14 protein-coding genes are annotated in these 17,234 nt (G+C 66.3%); 7 read left to right on the top strand and 7 right to left on the bottom strand.

The window, feature by feature from the left end; translation table 11 throughout:
- Positions 1-3: 3 nt before the first annotated feature.
- From AB1K56_RS10375 to AB1K56_RS10350, 6 genes are all read right to left on the bottom strand, one after another.
- Positions 4-912, bottom strand: a complete 909-nt coding sequence (locus AB1K56_RS10375) for a hypothetical protein (RefSeq protein ID WP_371205582.1) — start codon at positions 910-912, stop codon at positions 4-6.
- On the bottom strand, positions 909-1,220 hold the full coding sequence (locus AB1K56_RS10370) for a hypothetical protein (RefSeq protein WP_371205581.1): 312 nt from the start codon (positions 1,218-1,220) through the stop codon (positions 909-911). Before AB1K56_RS10370 ends, AB1K56_RS10375 begins: the two co-directional genes overlap by 4 nt.
- A 284-nt stretch (positions 1,221-1,504) precedes the next feature.
- Positions 1,505-5,635, bottom strand: a complete 4,131-nt coding sequence (locus AB1K56_RS10365) for a DNRLRE domain-containing protein (protein WP_371205580.1) — start codon at positions 5,633-5,635, stop codon at positions 1,505-1,507.
- Between the two features lie 418 nt (positions 5,636-6,053).
- A complete protein-coding gene (locus AB1K56_RS10360; protein ID WP_371205579.1) occupies positions 6,054-7,589 on the bottom strand; it encodes a hypothetical protein in 1,536 nt (511 codons plus the stop codon).
- On the bottom strand, positions 7,586-8,062 hold the full coding sequence (locus AB1K56_RS10355; RefSeq protein WP_371205578.1) for a VanZ family protein: 477 nt from the start codon (positions 8,060-8,062) through the stop codon (positions 7,586-7,588). The genes AB1K56_RS10360 and AB1K56_RS10355 overlap by 4 nt, the downstream gene beginning before the upstream one ends.
- A gap of 2 nt (positions 8,063-8,064) precedes the next feature.
- Positions 8,065-8,847, bottom strand: coding sequence for a glycosyltransferase family 2 protein (locus tag AB1K56_RS10350; protein ID WP_371205577.1), 783 nt, complete (start codon positions 8,845-8,847; stop codon positions 8,065-8,067).
- A 62-nt stretch (positions 8,848-8,909) separates the two neighbouring features.
- Here AB1K56_RS10350 and AB1K56_RS10345 point away from each other — a divergent pair, with 62 nt between their 5' ends.
- Both AB1K56_RS10345 and AB1K56_RS10340 read left to right on the top strand, forming a co-directional pair.
- On the top strand, positions 8,910-9,392 hold the full coding sequence (locus AB1K56_RS10345) for a GtrA family protein (protein ID WP_371205576.1): 483 nt from the start codon (positions 8,910-8,912) through the stop codon (positions 9,390-9,392).
- Positions 9,389-9,673, top strand: a complete 285-nt coding sequence (locus AB1K56_RS10340; protein ID WP_371205575.1) for a hypothetical protein — start codon at positions 9,389-9,391, stop codon at positions 9,671-9,673. Before AB1K56_RS10345 ends, AB1K56_RS10340 begins: the two co-directional genes overlap by 4 nt.
- A 51-nt stretch (positions 9,674-9,724) precedes the next feature.
- Here AB1K56_RS10340 and AB1K56_RS10335 read toward each other — a convergent pair whose 3' ends face one another.
- The gene (locus tag AB1K56_RS10335; RefSeq protein WP_371205574.1) at positions 9,725-11,488 is read right to left on the bottom strand and encodes a DUF4012 domain-containing protein; all 1,764 of its coding nucleotides are present in this window, start codon (positions 11,486-11,488) and stop codon (positions 9,725-9,727) included.
- Between the two features lie 164 nt (positions 11,489-11,652).
- Between AB1K56_RS10335 and AB1K56_RS10330 the strand changes: the two genes are divergently transcribed.
- The 5 genes from AB1K56_RS10330 to AB1K56_RS10310 are packed head-to-tail and all read left to right on the top strand — an operon-like array spanning position 11,653 to position 17,187.
- Positions 11,653-12,807: a glycosyltransferase gene (locus AB1K56_RS10330; protein WP_371205573.1), complete on the top strand. Its 1,155-nt coding sequence runs from the start codon at positions 11,653-11,655 to the stop codon at positions 12,805-12,807.
- Between the two features lie 4 nt (positions 12,808-12,811).
- Positions 12,812-13,513 carry a DapH/DapD/GlmU-related protein gene (locus AB1K56_RS10325; protein ID WP_371205572.1) on the top strand — a complete coding sequence of 234 codons (702 nt, stop codon included), beginning with the start codon at positions 12,812-12,814 and terminating at the stop codon, positions 13,511-13,513.
- The gene (locus AB1K56_RS10320) at positions 13,510-14,601 is read left to right on the top strand and encodes a glycosyltransferase family 4 protein (RefSeq protein WP_371205571.1); all 1,092 of its coding nucleotides are present in this window, start codon (positions 13,510-13,512) and stop codon (positions 14,599-14,601) included. Before AB1K56_RS10325 ends, AB1K56_RS10320 begins: the two co-directional genes overlap by 4 nt.
- Entirely contained in the window at positions 14,598-15,977 is a 1,380-nt protein-coding gene (locus AB1K56_RS10315) for an O-antigen ligase family protein (RefSeq protein WP_371205570.1), read from the top strand. The genes AB1K56_RS10320 and AB1K56_RS10315 overlap by 4 nt, the downstream gene beginning before the upstream one ends.
- A complete protein-coding gene (locus AB1K56_RS10310) occupies positions 15,958-17,187 on the top strand; it encodes a hypothetical protein (protein ID WP_371205569.1) in 1,230 nt (409 codons plus the stop codon). The genes AB1K56_RS10315 and AB1K56_RS10310 overlap by 20 nt, the downstream gene beginning before the upstream one ends.
- Positions 17,188-17,234 lie beyond the last annotated feature (47 nt).

Below are 17,234 nucleotides of genomic sequence, written 5' to 3'. Positions count from 1 at the left end.
CAGTCACGTATCAATACGGGCCACACCTACTGATGGCCGACCGTCGATGATCTTGCGCACGATCCAGAGAATGGCCGGTGCGAAGAAGACCGCGTAAACAAGCGTGTAGTCGACGAAGGAGATGCCCAAAGTCAGGTATACCGCTATGTGGAAGCAGGAAAGAAGCGCAAGCCAGCACCTAAAGAGGAATGGCGTAAGAACGAGAAAGAAAAGCAGACCCTCAGCTGCGATCGTCGCGTAGTCCAGTGCCTTCCAGAATATCTGACTGTCGAAGGTCAACATCCACGGACCGAGAAGACCGAGCTTGTCATCTGCCGCAATGTCTTTGGCGAGATAACCGCGAGTCGCGTCTCGAGCAGGGTCGAGCCATCCACCTGCGATTTTAGGCGCAGCCGCCGAGAGCATGCCCCAGCCGATGGTGAACGCGAACAGAAGGACGGGCAAGCCAGCCACCTCCCTGGCGTCTCGCCCCCTTCTCCGCCGGATCATCGCGTCCATGGACCAGCGAGAACCCCACCCGGCGAACCCGAGAAATACAGGCACGAGTTCGAACAGGATGAAGTGGTCGACTTTCGAAAAGGAGTAGGACAGACCCGCGGCGGTCATGATCGTGATAGTCAAGAGGATAGAGACCGGGATCGTCGCAATGCCAAGCACGAGGAGAACCGCTAGGGCGAAACGTATTACCGAGATGGCGACCAGCACATCCAACGGCGGGATCGCGGAGATAAAACCGAGTAGGCCTGGACGAGGATGCAGGAAGTCATCGGGGAGGCCCGCGATCCAGAGGATATCGACGGGAAGGAAGATGATCCATGCGCCGTACGCGATTCTCAGGACCGCAAGAAACCGCCCATCGGTCTTGTAAGACTCGACCGCTCCGGCGACCGTCTTCTCGAGGAACGAGATCATAGTCTGACCGTCTTCCACTCGCAGGCGCCTCTGTCCGCGACCTGCGCAGTGGAGATGTCTATTGTGACCGGCTCCCAGCAGACCCGAAGGCTCGTGACGTCATCACGCCCTGAGACGGTGCGCACCCGATCTTTGAGCCACTCCGTCGCTTCCTCCGACAGCTCGCCCTCTCCTTCCGAGCCGAGAACAAAGTTGAGCGTCGGGAGCGCCGTCGAGAACCTCAGCGGTTCCATCAGCGCGGACGGGTCGATGCTCTCGTTCGAACCATCGGCAAGGTCCACCTCTGCGTGGACGAGAGTGGTCTTCACCGTCCCATCACGACCCGCGGCGGATTGGAAGCCTGGCATGCGAATCACCGGGTACGGCTCGGGCGAAATCCGGAACGAGAGGAAGCCCTGGACTGCAAGAAAGCAGACGAAGGCCCCAACGATCCATAAGTGGACACGTCTTCTTGTGAAGAGGCGACGACGCTCGGACCTACTCGGCATAACGCTTCCCCCTGTGCCCGTCGAGATTCACATCGTATCCGTTCACACGATGCGCGACCGCATCGGCCCGAGGAGACCCTCGCTCGCTTCTTGGCCCGTCCGACTCACTCCGCAAAAACGATGTCGATGTAGGGCGGCACCGCGGATTCTCTACTCCGCACCTGCATAATGACCGGCTTGGGCGTCAGAAACGGGGCGTCCTGGGTGAATCCGAAGGAGAGGGTGTCTACGTTTTGCCGGAGCAGCGCTCTGACCCGTTCTGTCACGTCGAGACTCCGGTAAGCAAAATTTCGATCTACCTCGACACTCCCCACCGCAGACAGCATCTCTGGACGGTTTCGATATGTCAGTTGCGTCTCCGACCATGATGCTTCGACCGCGCGAATATCGAGCCTAGCGCGATCTCCCGTCGCGTCAGTGATGGCGGCATTCAGGGAAAACGTCGCGGATGCGATTCTTCTTCCTTCCAATGCGCTCAGGTCGAATCCCATATACGTCAGCCGCGTGTAGGACTCGTCCGAGGAGCCGCCCGTGGTGGGTTTGACAGGCATCTTCGTTTCCTGTGCAAAATTGGTGTCCGCGACATCCCCACCCCGCACGTAAGCGTCGCCGCTGGCGAAGAGGCGGATCTTGGACGGGTCTGTGACAGCCACGTCGACCTTCTGTGTCACGGTCGATCCATTCGTCGTGACAGCTACGTCGATTGTGGCGGCTCCCACCGCTTTCGGTCGACAGACACCGGAAGCATCGACTTCGATCACAGAGCCATCACTCGTCGCGTAGGTGATCGTCAACGCGGAAGGAGGAATCGTCTCGCCCGTCGTGCTTTTCGCGACGACTGCCAGTTGCGGCGACTCACCAAGCGCAAGAGTGGGACCGACGCCGCTCAGCTCGACGGCGCTCAAGTATGGAGCGAGCTTTGGAGCGGACTCGGGTTTCAGCACCACATCAATGTATGCGGGCGTCGAAGATTCGCGACTCTTTATCTGCACGATCACCGGCTCACCCGTCAGAAATGGGATGTCCTGAGTGAATCCGAGCGAGAGGCGGTCCGCATTTGCCGCAGCTTTCGAAGCCATGTAAGCGGTGATGTCGGTCTTCTTTTCGGCAAATGTCGTGTCAACTGCAGTGCTGCCCACGGTGGCGCCCAGCTTCGGTCGATTCGAGAATGTGAGACCGCCCTCGGCCCACGAACCCTCGACTGCATGTGCATCGAGCCGCGCGCGGTCTGCTGACGGTTCAGTCACCGCGGCTGTCGTGGTCAAGATGGCGGACGAGACTTCTTTGCCTTTCAGAGCGGAAACGTCGAATCCCATATAGGCAAGGCGGGTATACGACTCATCTGTCGATCCCGTGTTCGCAGGTTTGACTGCCAGTTGCGTGTCTTTCGCGTAGTTGGTTCCTGCGGCGGCCCCTCCCCTCACCCAAGCATCTGCATCGGGATAGATGCGTACTCTCTGCGGATCCTCGACCTTCACCGTGACGTAGGCGGACGCCGAAACCCCACCCATCGTGACGATGGCCCCGACGGATGTCTGCCCCGCGGCCGACGCGGTCACGACACCAGCATCAGAAACTTGTGCCACGGATGGATCTCCCGACACGAAACGCACTGTCGCCAAATCCGACGAGCTCAGCGTGCGACCGTCAGCTCTCCTCGCCGTGAATGCGATGGTGGCCGTCTGACCCTTGCTCATGGTGTCGGGGACACCAGTGAGGCCAACGGAAGCCAGTCGCGAAGCTGATGGCGTCGCCGACGGCGTCGTGACCGCGTAGCTGTAGAGCTTGATTTCACTGATGGACGTCTTGGGGTCAGGTCCCTGATCGCCGTGGCCGATGATTCGAACCCACTTCGACGACGCACTAGTGGACGGAACGATCAGTTGCGACCCCGTGGACCCCTCGTAGGCGCCGTCATGGCGTGTAATCCAGGTCGAGCCGTTCCAGGACGTCTGCACTTCAAACTTCGTGAGTCGAGAACGGTTGGCTCGCCAATCGATCTGAAGAGATTTGATGGACCGGGGCTGATCCAACGTGAACGTGATCGAATTGTCCAACCATGTCGTCCAATACGTGGCCGGGTCGCCATCGAAAGTCTGCGCGGGTGAGCCCTCGGTGGTGCGTGTCGCCACCGCTGACTTGATCTTCATCGGGCCGCGCTCGATCAGCACCCGGTAGGTCGTCGGGGTCTTCCCCGGCTCGGTGACGGTGGTCGTGGCCACCCCCGGAATGCTGGAAGGGAGCTTGCTCGTGACGGTGGCTCCGCTCTTGTACGCGGCGACGGTCGGTACTGCGGATCCCGGATCCCACTGCGTTGTATAGGCGAGGGCAGATGCAGAGAAATTCGCGAGGTCCGTGCCGCCCACCCGGATCCCCTGCGCACGAGAGGTTCCCTGGCTTTCGAGCTTCCAGTCATCGAGCGCGACAATTCCTGCGTTCGGTGGCGCCGCGAGCCCGCTCGTGAGGGGAGTGAACTGCACCGCAAGGGTCGTGTTGCCCTTCGTCGAAACTTGGATCGCCAGTTTACGGATGCCTACGTTCTCGGCCTGCTGGGGCGGGTGCGGAGACGTCGGGAGAGGGGCCGCAGCAGTGTCGACGAATGTCGCGGTCGCGCTTTGGGAGACGATGCGAGCGAGCAGTTGCTTTCCATTCATGGTGAGCGTGGCGGAGCGGCCATCGCCCGCAATTTGAATCGAAGCAGCTGTATGCATGGACCAGAGGGCCTCGACCGGCTTGCTCGAGCGGATCTCGTCCTGCACCAGGACCTGCTGCCGAGCGTCGAACAACTTGATTCCGCGCTTCCACGATGTCACATCGCCGGGATACAGAGCCGACAGGTCCGCGACAGAGAACGCCGACGTCAGGTTGGACTGAAACCGCGCGGCGGGTGTCGTCGCAAGGGTCGTCGGACGAGGCTTGTACGGATTGATCACAAGGGTGTTCTGCCCCTCTGCGGCCAACCTGTAATAGTCCCATCTACCCCCGGAAGTCCCCTCGTCGAAGTAACCGGACAATCCATAATCGTCCTTCCCCAACTCAGTCGCCCAGTTTTGTCCGAGTGCGTCGAGGGTGAATGTGCCCGCATCGAGGTGTTGGTGACTCGCCTCGGGAAGGCTCCCGTTCCGAAAGCCCACGTACGTGGCATCCGGATCGTTCCACGACGATCGGAAACTGGCAACAGCGGCATTCGGGAAGTTGCGATCCATCGGTAGGTTGGCGGCGCCAGGCGAGATGGAGGCTCCGCCAGGCTCGTACCAGAGCAGTCGCTGCACCGAGTTGCCGCCTCGTCCTTCGTCGATCCCCGCGTAGGTGAAGGACGCATTGTCATAGAGATCGCCGAGACCGGCCAGGACCGGCCCGCGGCTCACACCGCGTTCACTGTCTCCGAAATTGAATCTCTCGCCGGAGGGACCGGACAGGTAGATGGGGAAGAAACCAGTGGCGTCGAGTCCAGGAAGCGATGACAGGCCTGCGTCGCCGCCAGTCGCCGATCGCAGGCTCTTCAGCATCACAACGAGATAACGGGTGGCGTAGTCCCAGTAGCTGAGTCCCTCGGCGTAGCCCCCGCCATTGGCATAACTGCCGATGCCACGCTGAACGCTCGTTACCGCCGCGCCGAGGATCCTATTGGATGTCGTCGGGTCGTCCTGAGCGACTGCGATGGCTCCGACCATGAGACCGCTGTTGACCACAACGTTCCAGTTATTGCTGTTCCGGGCCCAATTTCCCCCGTTGGCATAGGGCCCGTTAGTGCCTTCCGGCGCGTCGTACACCGGCAGCGCCGGCTTGAGCCCCAGATCGATGATGGCTCGGGACAACTGCGCTCGACGGCTCGCGGACCAGTAGGAGTACAACCAGTCGTAGCCGATAGCGACGCCATGGGTCATCTCGGCCGTGTCGAGGAAATGATTCGGGTTCCAGTCGCCGAATCGGGTGACGGCGTCCAAATCCTTCCAAAGGCGCTCCGCGTACTTGGCGTCGTTACTGATCTGCCAAGCCATTCCGAGCGTGTAAGCGCGCTCCACCATCTCGCGACTCGTGTCGAGAATCTTGACACCGTCTGGCTTTGAGTAGGTGAGCGTTGGCTTTGACAGCAACGCATCCGCGGCCGAAATGACACCCGCATAGGTTTTGGCACTCCAGTCGTCCGAGGCCACTTGAGAGCGGAGAAGCGAGAAGCGCGTGTTGTCAGCCAGCAACCGGGGATGCGACGTCGTCACCTGCGAGGCCGTCACGGAACTCACACTCGCCGCCGAGGCCGAACTCGTGGGAGCGATGAGGCCGAGCAACAGAGATATCGCGACACCGAACGAAAGGAGGCGCGAACCGTGTCGTACGTCTTGCGGGTACATGGGAGTCCTCTGGGGGAATGCCCCATTCCCAGACGACACCACTTGCCGACGGTCACCCGAACGGTCGACAGCTTTAGCGGTATCCACGCCAGAGCCCCCGGTGGTAAGGGGCACCGTAGACGATTCCGACGCCGGCGAATGTGGCCAGCGAATTCGATGAAAGCATAATCGAAGTCAGCCAAGACGATCCGCCGGTATACGTAACACGACGCTTTGGTGTATGCGCATTCCAAACCGACTTGAGCGACGCCCGGGATTAGCTCGGCAGGTGGGATGGACCAGAAGTCCGTCGCGCCCCCTTCTAGCCGAGTCTGCGCCAGAACCGGAAGCCCACCACGTCCCCGTCCAGTTCGTAGGACGACGCCACCCACGGCGCTAGCCCCGCGAAGTGGTCCTTCTCCGCCGGGCAGGCGATCGAGATCCCGCACGACACGGGCGACTCGACGATCAGGGCCGGAGGGAAGGCCGTCACATCTGCCAGGTACTGCTCCGGGAGACCTCCATACCCCTGCTCGACGGGCAGAGAGTAGGTGATCGCGGTCGGCGACAGCCGCTGCGATGCCGCCAGGATCCACGTCTCGGCTCCGTGTACGAGCACACGGTCGTCGGGGCTCGTCTCCGCCAGGACACGGTCGACGATCTGCGCCTGATAGGACCCGGCGACGAAGACCCCGGCCCCGAACGTGGTGCGAATTCCTTGCAGGGCGGTCGCGCTCGAGCTCGCAAGGACGAAGACGGCGAGCGCCGCGGCCCCGAGCACCCGTATCGCGCGGGGCCGAAGACGCCTCTCGCTGCGCCACCATGCTCCGACGGACGGAAGCACCTCAGCTCCGGCGCTGGCGACCGCCACGGCGAAGCCGGCGATCGCCACGATCAGGTAGTGCGGGTAGGGCCGACCGGACGCCATCTGCGAGAGCGCATCGACGGCTCCCACGGCGAGGAAGACCACGGCGACGGTCAACGCCGGCGACGACGCTCCCTTCGCCGCGACGCGCCTCATGAAGACGGCGCCCATGATGACAAGTGCGACGGCGACGACCGCTCCCGAGACGAGCAGCTGCGCGAGCGTCGCGAACGAGGCGACGCGTTCGCCCAGGGGCGTGCCCTCGGAGTAGAAGAGGTTGTATCGGATGTACTGGTCCACCGCCGCACGCAGGGCGTCACCCGTCCACAGCCACAGGGTCAGTGCGATGCCGACGACGGCGACCACGCCGACCACGGATGCCGCGAACGCGAGGCGCCGCCGGATGAAGACGACGCAGATCCCCGCCAGTACGAGAAGACCCGCGACGTTGTTCATACGGGTGAACAGACCGACGGATGCGGCGAGGCCGACCGTCAGGCCTGCTCCGACGATGATCCGGGCGGGCGCATCCCGCCCCAACCGCAGCGCGACATCAGCGACGAGGCTGTAGGCGACGAGTTGGAACGGGAACAACCACGTCTCCGTGAAGTTGCCGCCCTCGAACACGCCGAGATAGGTCACGCCGACGACGAGCACGAGAACGGGCGCCCACGCGCGGATCCATCGCGACCAGATCAGGCCCGCGACGGCGAGCCCGAAGAAGAGGGCGATCGCCTCCAGAATCGGAGCGCCGACGATACCTCCCCCGAGACGCCATGCCAGGGTCTCGATCACCGCGAGGAGGGGGCCCTTGTGGTCCCACGAATCGACGTACGGCATTCCCCCGCGAGAGACGACCATTCCCGTATAGAGGAACACGCCGGAATCCCGCGTGATGTGACCGCTGACGATCATCGGGACGTAGGCGACGAGGCTGACGACGAGCGCGGATGCCGCCGTCGAAACCGCGATTCGAACCGGGAGCCTCGTCATCTGACGTCCTCTCGGACGCCGATGACGTTCTGCTCGCGCCACCTCTGCAGCACCCGTCGATCGCGCGCGTGGACCGCGGCGACCGTCACCGCCGCAGCCGCGACTCCCACCCAGCCCCCCAGCGTGTTCGCGATCACGTCGTTGACGGTGGCGAAGCGCGCCGGCAACACGAAGAACTGCAGTGTTTCGAGCATGACCGACAGGGCGGGAACCACACCCAGCGCCACCCACAGGAACCGTGTCGGGAAGACCAGCGAAAGGAAGTAGGCGAGGGGCACGAACATGGCGATGTTGGCCGAGAACTCCAGCCATCGGTAGCCGAACCACCGGGGGACGCCGTTCCGGTGCAGGATCGACAGGAGACGCTCGATCGCGCTCTCGTAGCCCTGATCGATGGGCGTCGGCGACAGGGTGGCGATCAGCACGACGGCGAGACAGAGCCCCAGACCCGTCCACGCGAACAGGTGACGCACGGTCAGCCGCGCACGGCCGCGCCGTGCGGAGCGCCGCGTCGAGCGGAGCTGAGGATGTCGACCCGCCACAATTCGCGGAGGGCCCGCGCGGCGAATCGGACGAGGCGACGCGGGGGCAGCACGGCTCGCGCACGCCCACCGCCCCACATGGTGCCCTGGGCGACCGCGCCCCGACGGGGAATGCTGGCGACGGAGACGTACCGCACCCGCAGCCGCTCGCGCGCTTCAGAGATCGAGAAATGCACGTGCGGGACGAGGGCATCCGCCGGCACGCCGTCGACGAGACGACGAAGCGCTGCCGGACCGTAAGCGCGGAGGGGCGTGTTCACATCGGGTACCGACCTCCCGCACAGCAGGAGCACCGCGAAGCGCACCAGTCCGCTCAACGCCCGCCGGAACCACGGGTCGGTCCGCCCCCGTCGCACACCGTGGACGACATCGGCCTCGGCGTGGTCGAGGGCGGATGCGACGCGCACGATGTCGTCGCCGTAGAACTGCCCGTCGCCGTCGACATGCACGATGATGCCCGCCCCACTGCGGAGGCCTTCTTCGTATGCGGCGAGCGCCGTGGGGCCATGTCCTTGATTACGCGGAGATCGAACGACGTCGGCGAGCGGCGCAGCCGCTTCGCTCGTGTCGTCCGTGGAGGCGTCGTCGACGACGATCACGGAAACGGAGACGCCGATGCTGTCGAAAGATGCATGGATCTCCGCGAGGAACGACGGCAGGGCCTCGGCCTCGTTGTAGGCCGGTATCACGACCGCAACATGGTCTTGCGCCTGCACCCTGGCATCCCCGCTCTCAGCCGGGACGGATTCACCCGGCAACTCCCCCGAACATGTAGCGTATGACACTCGTGGGGCGCAGCCGGAATCTTCGTCGTGCGGGCGCTCTGTCTGCCCGCTTCCTGATCGTGGGCGCGATCAGCACCGCGATAGAGATCGCCGCCTTCAATCTGCTGCTTCTGACAGGAATGGGTCCCGTCGCCGCGAAGATCGTCGCGTCGCTCATCGCCCTCGTCAACGCCTACATCGGCAACCGCGAGTGGGCCTTCCGGTCGCGAGCACGCACGGGCGCCGGACGGCAGATGGTGAAGTTCCTCCTGGTCAATGCCGTCTGCACCGGTCTCGGTGCGGGCGCCGTCTGGCTCGGAGCGCGCGCGCTCGAGGCCGTGTTCGGGGCGGCCGACCCCGTCGGTCTCAACATCGTCAACCTGTTCGCGATCGGCGGGGTGACCGTCATCCGGTTCCTGCTCTATCACTTCGTCGTGTTCCCACCGGCGCGGGCGATTCCGGTCGCCGAAAGCCCCTCGGGTAGGCTCGCCCCGTGAAAACCGCCCCCCGCGTGCTCGGCACCCTGTCTCTGCTCGCCGCGCTCGCTTCCCTCGGGGTGCAACTGGCGGTCGTGGCTCGCCTGTGGGCGGCCTTCGTCGAGACGCTGTCTCTCACCGGCACCCTCGCCCTGAGTGCTGCGGGTGCCGTGCTCGGCCTGGCCCTGGCTGTCGTCGCGGTGATTCTGCGGCGTGGTTCGGTCGGACTGCTCGCCCCGATCGCGGGACTGATCAACCTCGGTCTGCTCGCGGCGTACGCCTTCCTGTTCGCGGTGCTCTGAGACGCCGCCACGGCGACCGTCGGCAGCCCGCCGACGATCGAACCCCACGGCTCAGCCGCAGCTGGTCTCGGTCACGCTCGTTCGCACCGGGTTGACCATCGGGGTGTGCACGAGCGACACCTCGCCGCCGTCTTCGGGCGCGCCCTCGAAGGTCATGGTCAGAGTGTGCGCCTGCTGTAGACCGTTGACCACCCACATGCGACCTACGGGCCGGCCGAGATGCTCTCCGTTGGTGATCTCGACATCGGTCCCGTCGATCGTCGCCTTGACGAATCGCGCCCCGCTCGGTCCGTAGAACTGGATGTCCGTTCCAATCGTGCCCTTGGGGTAGTGCCGTGCCCCGTCGACGTAGTTCACGAGGCCGTCCGAGGTCGCCTGGTCGAGAGCGTTCACGAAGGTGACCGTCGTGGTGTACGTCGGCACCGCCGAGCAGCGGTCGGCGACGACGTCGGCCGACATCCAGGTGTAGAAGCTGAGCTTTCCTTCGGTGAGATCGTTGACGAACACACCCAGCGTCGTCTGATCGGGGCCATCGCTCTCGGGCAGCGGTCCGGAGAGGCGCGACCCGTCGAAGGCTGACTCGATCCCGTCGTCGAAGGAATGGAAGTAGACGCGGTTCTCATCGACCGCCTGGACGATGGCCGTCGCAAAGGGGACCGGCTTGAAGTCTCCCGACGACACGGCATCGAACACCTCCACCGCCGCGGAGGCGAAGAACGCGTCTTGGTCGGCATTCTTCGGATACCGCGCGTAGACATCGCTGAGCAGGATCTTCACCGCATCGCCCGATGTCAGCTTGTCGCCGGTCGCCAGCGTGATCGGTCCGGTCGCCCGGAGGATGTAGGAAAGCACCACCGGGTCGATGGAGATGACCCCGTCGACCTGCGTGCCGAACGACTCGGTCCAGTACGCCTTCGCGAGCTCGGCCGACAGGGTGAAGTCGGGCGTCGAGGTGATGTCCTGCGAGTAGCGGCCGACCTTGTCGTCATACAGCTTCACGACCTCGGGGTCGAGCGGGATGATCGGCGACTGTCGCTTGTTGGTGAAGTCACGGCTCGTCGCCTGCGCGGCGATCTCGAGCTTGCCACCATCGAAGCGGAGCATCACCACGGAGGCCGGGATGCCACCGGTTCCGCGAGCCTCGGCGTTGTTCTGCACGAGGAGGAGGTAGTTCTTCGGGCCGTCTGCGCCCATCATCGTGGACAGGTGCGGCATGAGCGCGTTCGCGCGCGAGAGCGCCGGCTGCAGCGCGGCAACGGCTCCCGTGAGCTGCGACAGGGGTTGACGCAGTACCCCGGGGGTGTCGGCGAGGTCGACCCCGGAGAGGGCGTCGGCCGCCCGCTCCCCCGCATCCGCAGCGGTGGAGACCGGAGCGGCGAGGGAGGCGAGAGCAGCGACGTCGAACACCCCGCCGGTCGGGCGAAGAAGAGCGGGGTCGACGTCGGACAGCGCGGGCAGCACTCCCTGGGCGAGCTCGTCGATGGCGACCGTCGACTCCCGCACGGCGTGCAGGGTCGGACCGACGAAGGGTGCCTGCTCGGCGATCCACCACAACGGGGTATCGGCGGCGCCACGCGCCGCCGCCGCGTGGCCCTGGAGCTTCTGCACAGACGCCTGGACGGCTGCGGGATCATCGCCCCCGAAATCATCCTGCAATTGCGAGACGACGGGCACGGCAGCGCGCAGTTCCTTCTGCGCGATGAAAGCGCCGATTCCTACCGCCGCGACGAGGACGACAAGGATGGCCGCGACGACGGCGAGCGCGATCCACGCGATTCTCGTGGGGCTCAGGCGGGCGAGGGAGATACGCGACATCACATTCCGTTCACGCCGTGAGTCCGAGGTCCGGCGTCGTGCGCAACGGGGCCCGTCACGCAAATCGGTATGCTAGCGGAGTCGAATGGAAAGACGGTTGATGCGCAAAGCGCTCACCCTGGGGGCTTTATTCGATTCCTACCCGCCGAAAGACGAGGAGCCGCGTGGGATCCGACCGCACGCCGTCCGTCGCCATCATCGGCACCCGGGGGTATCCGAGCTATTACGGCGGATTCGAAACCGCCGTGCGTCGACTCTCGCCGTACCTCGCTGATCACGGATGGGATGTGACGGTCTACGGTCGCCCCGGCTCGATCGAACTCGATGATCCGGAGCGCGACCACCGCGTGCTGTCGCGTCAGACGAAGGGCATCGATTCTCGGGTCCTCAGCACGTTGTCATACGGATTCACGTCCACCTTCGACGCCGTCCGCCGCCGCCCCGATGTCGCCCTCATCATGAATGTCGCCAACGGATTCTGGCTTCCGATGCTGCGGGCTCGCGGCATCCCCACGATCGTCAATGTCGACGGCCTCGAGTGGGAACGCGAGAAGTGGAGCGCCCTGGGAAAGGCCGTCTTCAAAGCGGGCGCGCACGTGACCGCGAAATGGTCGACCGAGAGAGTCGTCGACGCGCGGACGATCGGTGACGCGTGGCAGTCGCGTTTCGGCGTCGGTGGCGAATTCATCCCCTACGGCGCCGACGTGCCCGCGCCGCTGCCCGTCGAACCCGGCTTCTCGCATCGCGGTTACGCCCTGCTCGTGGCTCGTTTCGTTCCGGAGAACACCGTCGGCCCGTTCTTCGACGCGGCTGAGCGACTGGCCGAAACCCATGACGTGATCGTCGTCGGGTCGGCGGGCTACGGCGGAGAACTCGACGACCGGGCGGCCGCGCTCGCCGCGCGCCTGCCGCGCTTCCACTGGTTCGGCCACGTGCACGACGACAACCGCCTCCACAGTCTGTGGCAGCACGCCGGCGCCTACTTCCACGGTCACAGCGTGGGGGGCACCAATCCCGCCCTCGTGCAGGCCATGGCCGCGGGGGCCCCGATCGTGGCGCGCGACACGGTACACAGCCGCGAGGTGCTGGGAACGGATGCCGGTGACTTCACCGGGCCGACTCCCGCGGACATCGAAAGCGCGCTCCGTCGCCTGCTTGACGACCCCCGCAGACAGCAGCAGCTCAGTGAAGCGGCGGTGCAGCGCGCCCGCGCGGCCTACTCATGGGAGAGCGTCAATGCCGCATACGAACGACTCCTGCGGGCGCACCTGACCTCCGAGTCCTCCCGCACCAACGAAGCGCAGGAACGGGAACGCTGACACCATGGGCATCGCCGGGAAGATCATCCACGAGCAGCGCGAGCGTCTGCGCGAGGCCGGCAGTGACCGGTGGCGGATCGTCAGCGCACAGCTCGCCTGCAAGGTCGGTCCCATGGCCGTGCGCGGCGCGCTCCTCGCCCCCCGCCTCGGAACTTCGCACGGCCTCCCCCTGATCGGACGGGGAGTGCGCGTTCGCAACCCGCACCTCGTGCACGCCGGTCGGGATCTCATCGTCGAGGACTTCGCCGAGATCCAGGGCCTCAGCCGCGATGGCATCAGGTTTGGGGACGGCGTCTCGATCGGGACGGGTTCGCTCATCCGCCCTAGCAGCTACTACTCCCGCGCGATCGGCGTCGGACTCGTCATGGGCGACGGCAGCAGCCTCTCGCCCGGGTGCTACATCGGGTGCTCTGGCGGAGTGACGATCGGCGAGAAGACCATGCTCGGCCCCGGAGTCCGCGTCTTCGCGGAAGACCACGTGATGAGCGACCCGTCGCTCGACGTGAAGTCCCAGGGTGTCGAGTGGTCGCCGATCACCATCGGCTCCGGATGCTGGATCGCCAGCGGCGTGACCATCACCTCGGGGGTGACGATCGGCGATGGCGCCGTCGTCGCCGCCGGCGCGGTGGTGACCCGCGACATCCCCGCCGGCGCCGTCTACGGCGGCATCCCCGCCCGAGAGCTCAAGTCGCGGAGCGCCGAGTGAAGACCCGCCGCTGCATCGTCGTCCACCCCTCCGACGAGATGTACGGTGCTGATCGCGTCCTCCTCGAAGTCCTGAGGACGGCGCCCGCCGACCTCGACATCGAGGTCTGGCTGCCTACCGATGTGGAGTATCCCGAACGTCAGCTGACACGTGCGCTCGAGGACGCCGGCATCCGGGTGCGTCATCTCGCGCTGCCCATCATGCGACGGGCCTACCTGCGCCCGGCACGACTGCCGGGGCTCGGATGGAGGACGCTGACCACGAGCTTGCGTCTCATGGCGGCGCGACCCCGGCTCGTCTATCTGAACACCGCGGCCTCGGCCCTCGCCGCGCCCGCCGCCCGCGCCTCGCGCGCTCGTGTCGTTCTGCACCTGCACGAGCACATCGACGAGCGCTCGCGCGCCGTCGTCCCCTTCTTGCGGTTCGCTCATCGCATCATCGCCGTGAGTCGCGCGGTCGCCGATGTGCTGCCTGCACCCCTCCGCGCGCGCACGCGGGTCGTGAACAACGGCTTCTCCGCGCAACCGCCGACCGAGCTGCCCGGCTTCGCCGACGGCATCCGCCTGGTCGTCGCGAGCCGATGGAACGCCTGGAAGGGGCACGGCGTCCTCCTGGCCGCGTGGAACGCGGTTCGACGCGACGACCTGCATCTCACGGTCCTGGGTGACAAGCCGCCGAGCGGCGAGGCTGTCGACGTTCCCGCGCTGGTCGCGGCATCCCCCCGACCCGACACCATCACCGTCGTGGGCCCGACCGCGGATGTGCGTGCCCACCTCGACGCCGCCCATGTCGTGATCGTGCCGAGCATCCTGCCCGACCCGCTGCCCACGATCGCGATCGAAGCCCTCGGCGCCGGGCGCGCCCTGCTCGCGAGCGACGGGGGCGGCCTCCGTGAGATCGCGGGAGACAGCCCCCTGCTGGTGACCCCGGGAGACGTGGAGGCGTGGACCCGAGCCCTGGAAGGCCTCGACGAGGATTCGGTGCGCAGCGCCGCGTCCACCGCCCGGGGTCGGTTCGACCAGCTGTTCTCGCGCGAGACATTCGATCGGCGCATACGGGACGAGCTCTGGAGCGAGGCCTCATCGTGAGGATCGCGACCGCATCGGCCTTCCAGCGGACCTCGCTGACCGGCCGGACCCGCCTGATCACGCTCGGCCTCATCGCGGCCGTGGTCGTCAGTTCGTTCCTCGGCCGGTACGACGCGGAGATCCTCGGCTTCCGCGTCCGTGTCGAGCAGGTCGTCCCGCTCCTGTTGGCGGGATGGATGCTGGTCCACCCGACCCTGCGACCGGCGTTCCTCCGCGCCCTGCGGCATCCGGTGCCGCTGGTGTTCACCGCCTTCGTCGCGTGGAACATCGTGGCGACGCTGATCTTCTCGCCCAGCCTGACGTGGAGCGCATCGATCCTCGTGTGGCTGCTGATCGATCTGCTGCTGCTGGTGTCGATGATGGCACTCGCCGAGGGGGCGGAGTTCGCCGGTCGACTCGGACGACTGTCGGTCGCCCCGTGGGCACTCGTCGGCTTCGCCGTCTACGTCGTCGCGAACCTCACCCGCGGCCAGGTCGCGTTCGGCGCCGACTTCGACTACCTCTACGAGGTCTACGTCGCCCGGGTCACCGCGATCGAGGCGAACATCTACGCCTCGATCCTCATCTTCTGGACGCTGCTCGCGATCACCCGACGGGGCATCGGGCGCTGGGAGACGGCGGCGATCGCCGTCTCCGTGCCCCTCGGTCTCGTGGCCTCGCAGACGCGCACGGCCGTCTTCAGTCTCGTGCTGGGCCTCGCCGTGTTCGGGCTGTTCACCGTGTTCTCCCTCCGGTCGAGCTGGCGGGAACGCGTCCGGCGCATCGCGCCCGCCCTCGTTCTCATCGGAACCCTCGTGGTCACCTACGGCATCGTCGCCGCGCTCGGCGGCACCGAGCCCGCGGACCGTACGCTGCCCACCGCGACGACTTCCGCGCCTTCCGCACCGGCGACGACCTCCACGGCATCCCCCTCCCCCGTCCCGACGCGAGAGCCCGACCCGACCAACCCCGAGCAGCAGAACAAGATCGGCGACGTCGACTTCCAGGGCGGCACGATCGGCTTCCGCCTCGAGGTCGCCGGTCTCGCCGCGCAGGAGATGAAGGGCGTCAACCTCTGGTTCGGCAACGGCACGAACACCTTCGGCTTGCGGCACGACCAGCCCGGTACCCCAGGCGTGAGCGGGCACATCATCATGCTGCCGGTCCAGGTGCTCTACGACGGAGGCATCGTGGGCCTCGGCCTGCTGATCGCGCTCTTCGTCACCGTGTTCGTGTGCGTTCCCCGCCCGCGCAAGCCGATCGCCGCGGGACTGCTCGCCTCGTATCTGCTGTCGGCGACCCTCACCAGCATGTTCTGGTTCGCGGTCACCTGGATCCTCATCGCCGTGCTGCTGAGACCCCTCACCGAGGACGAGCGTGACCTCGACCGCTCCTGAGGCGCCGCGCCCGCACCGCGCCCGCAGCGTCGCCCTGCTGACGGGGGTGTCAGCCCTCTCGGCCATCTCGCCCCTGATCGCGCTGCCGCTCATCACGCGCGCCGCCGGACCCGCGGGCTTCGCGGAGATCGCGATCGGCCAGGCCCTCGGAACACTCGCGGCGACCCTCATCACCTTCGGATGGGCCGTGCGCGGTCCGGTCGAGGCTGCGCGCTCTCTCCACCCCTCCCGCGTCTTCCGCGCCAGCATCGTCGTGCGCGGCGCGAACAGCGTGGTGATCCTGCCCCTCGTGGCCGTCGTCGCCGCCCTCGCGAGCCACGCCGATGATCACGCGCTCGCGATCGCCTCTGCCCTCGCCTTCTCGCTGCAGGGCCTTTCGCTCAGCTGGTACGCCGTTGGGGTCGGCCGCCCCCTGCTGTCTCTCGTGTTCGACGCCGTTCCCCGCATCGTGCTGAACCTGGCCGGTGCCATCCTCGCTCTGACCACCGGCATCCCCCTGCTGTACCCCGTGATCCTGCTGGCCGGAACCCTCGCGGCGTTCGTCATCGCCACGTGGCTGATCGGCCTGCGCGAGCGGTTCGCGCTCGGCGAGGCGCTCCGCGACGCGCGGTCGGCGTACCGCGGAGGCTGGCGCACGGCGCTGGCCGCGGGGTTGCTCACGTTCTCCGAGACGGCCCCGCTGTCCACTCTCGGCGTGGCCACCTCGCCCGCGGCGATCGGGTTCGCGCCCTTCGACCGGGTCCTGAAGTACGGCTACATCGGCGTGTACATGATCACCTCGTCGTTCCAGGGGTGGGTGTCGTCGGCGACCGGTGAGGCCGGACTCCGACGGATGCGCCGCGCGGTGAGCATCCACGGTCTCCTCGCTCTCGGGCTCGGTGCCGGTTTCGCTCTGGTGGCCCCCTGGGCGACCCCGATCGTGCTCGGACCCGGCTTCGAGATCACCCCGCTCACCGCGCTCTTCGGCGGCATGGCCCTCGCCGCGATGACCCTGGCGACCGCGCTCGGAATGTGCGTCGTTCTGCCCTCCGGGCGCGACGGCGCCTATCTGGCCTCGGTGTGCGTGGCGGCCGTGCTCATCGTGCCGGCCGTGCTGATCGGCGCCGGCGTCGGCGGAGTCGCCGGGGCCGCAGCCGGTGTGGCGATCGTGCAGCTCTCGGCGCTGCTGGCGCTCAGCGCCGCCGCGGTGCCGGCGCTCCGCGGTCGCTGAGGGCGGCCCGGTCGCGGTCGTTCGCCGGACCGTGCCCGGGTGGCCGG

Source organism: Microbacterium sp. BWR-S6Y, assembly GCF_041379845.1.
GTDB lineage: Bacteria > Actinomycetota > Actinomycetes > Actinomycetales > Microbacteriaceae > Microbacterium > Microbacterium hydrothermale.
The sequence above is the reverse complement of the archived record's forward strand: the minus strand, read 5'-3'. Positions and strand labels throughout refer to the sequence as shown.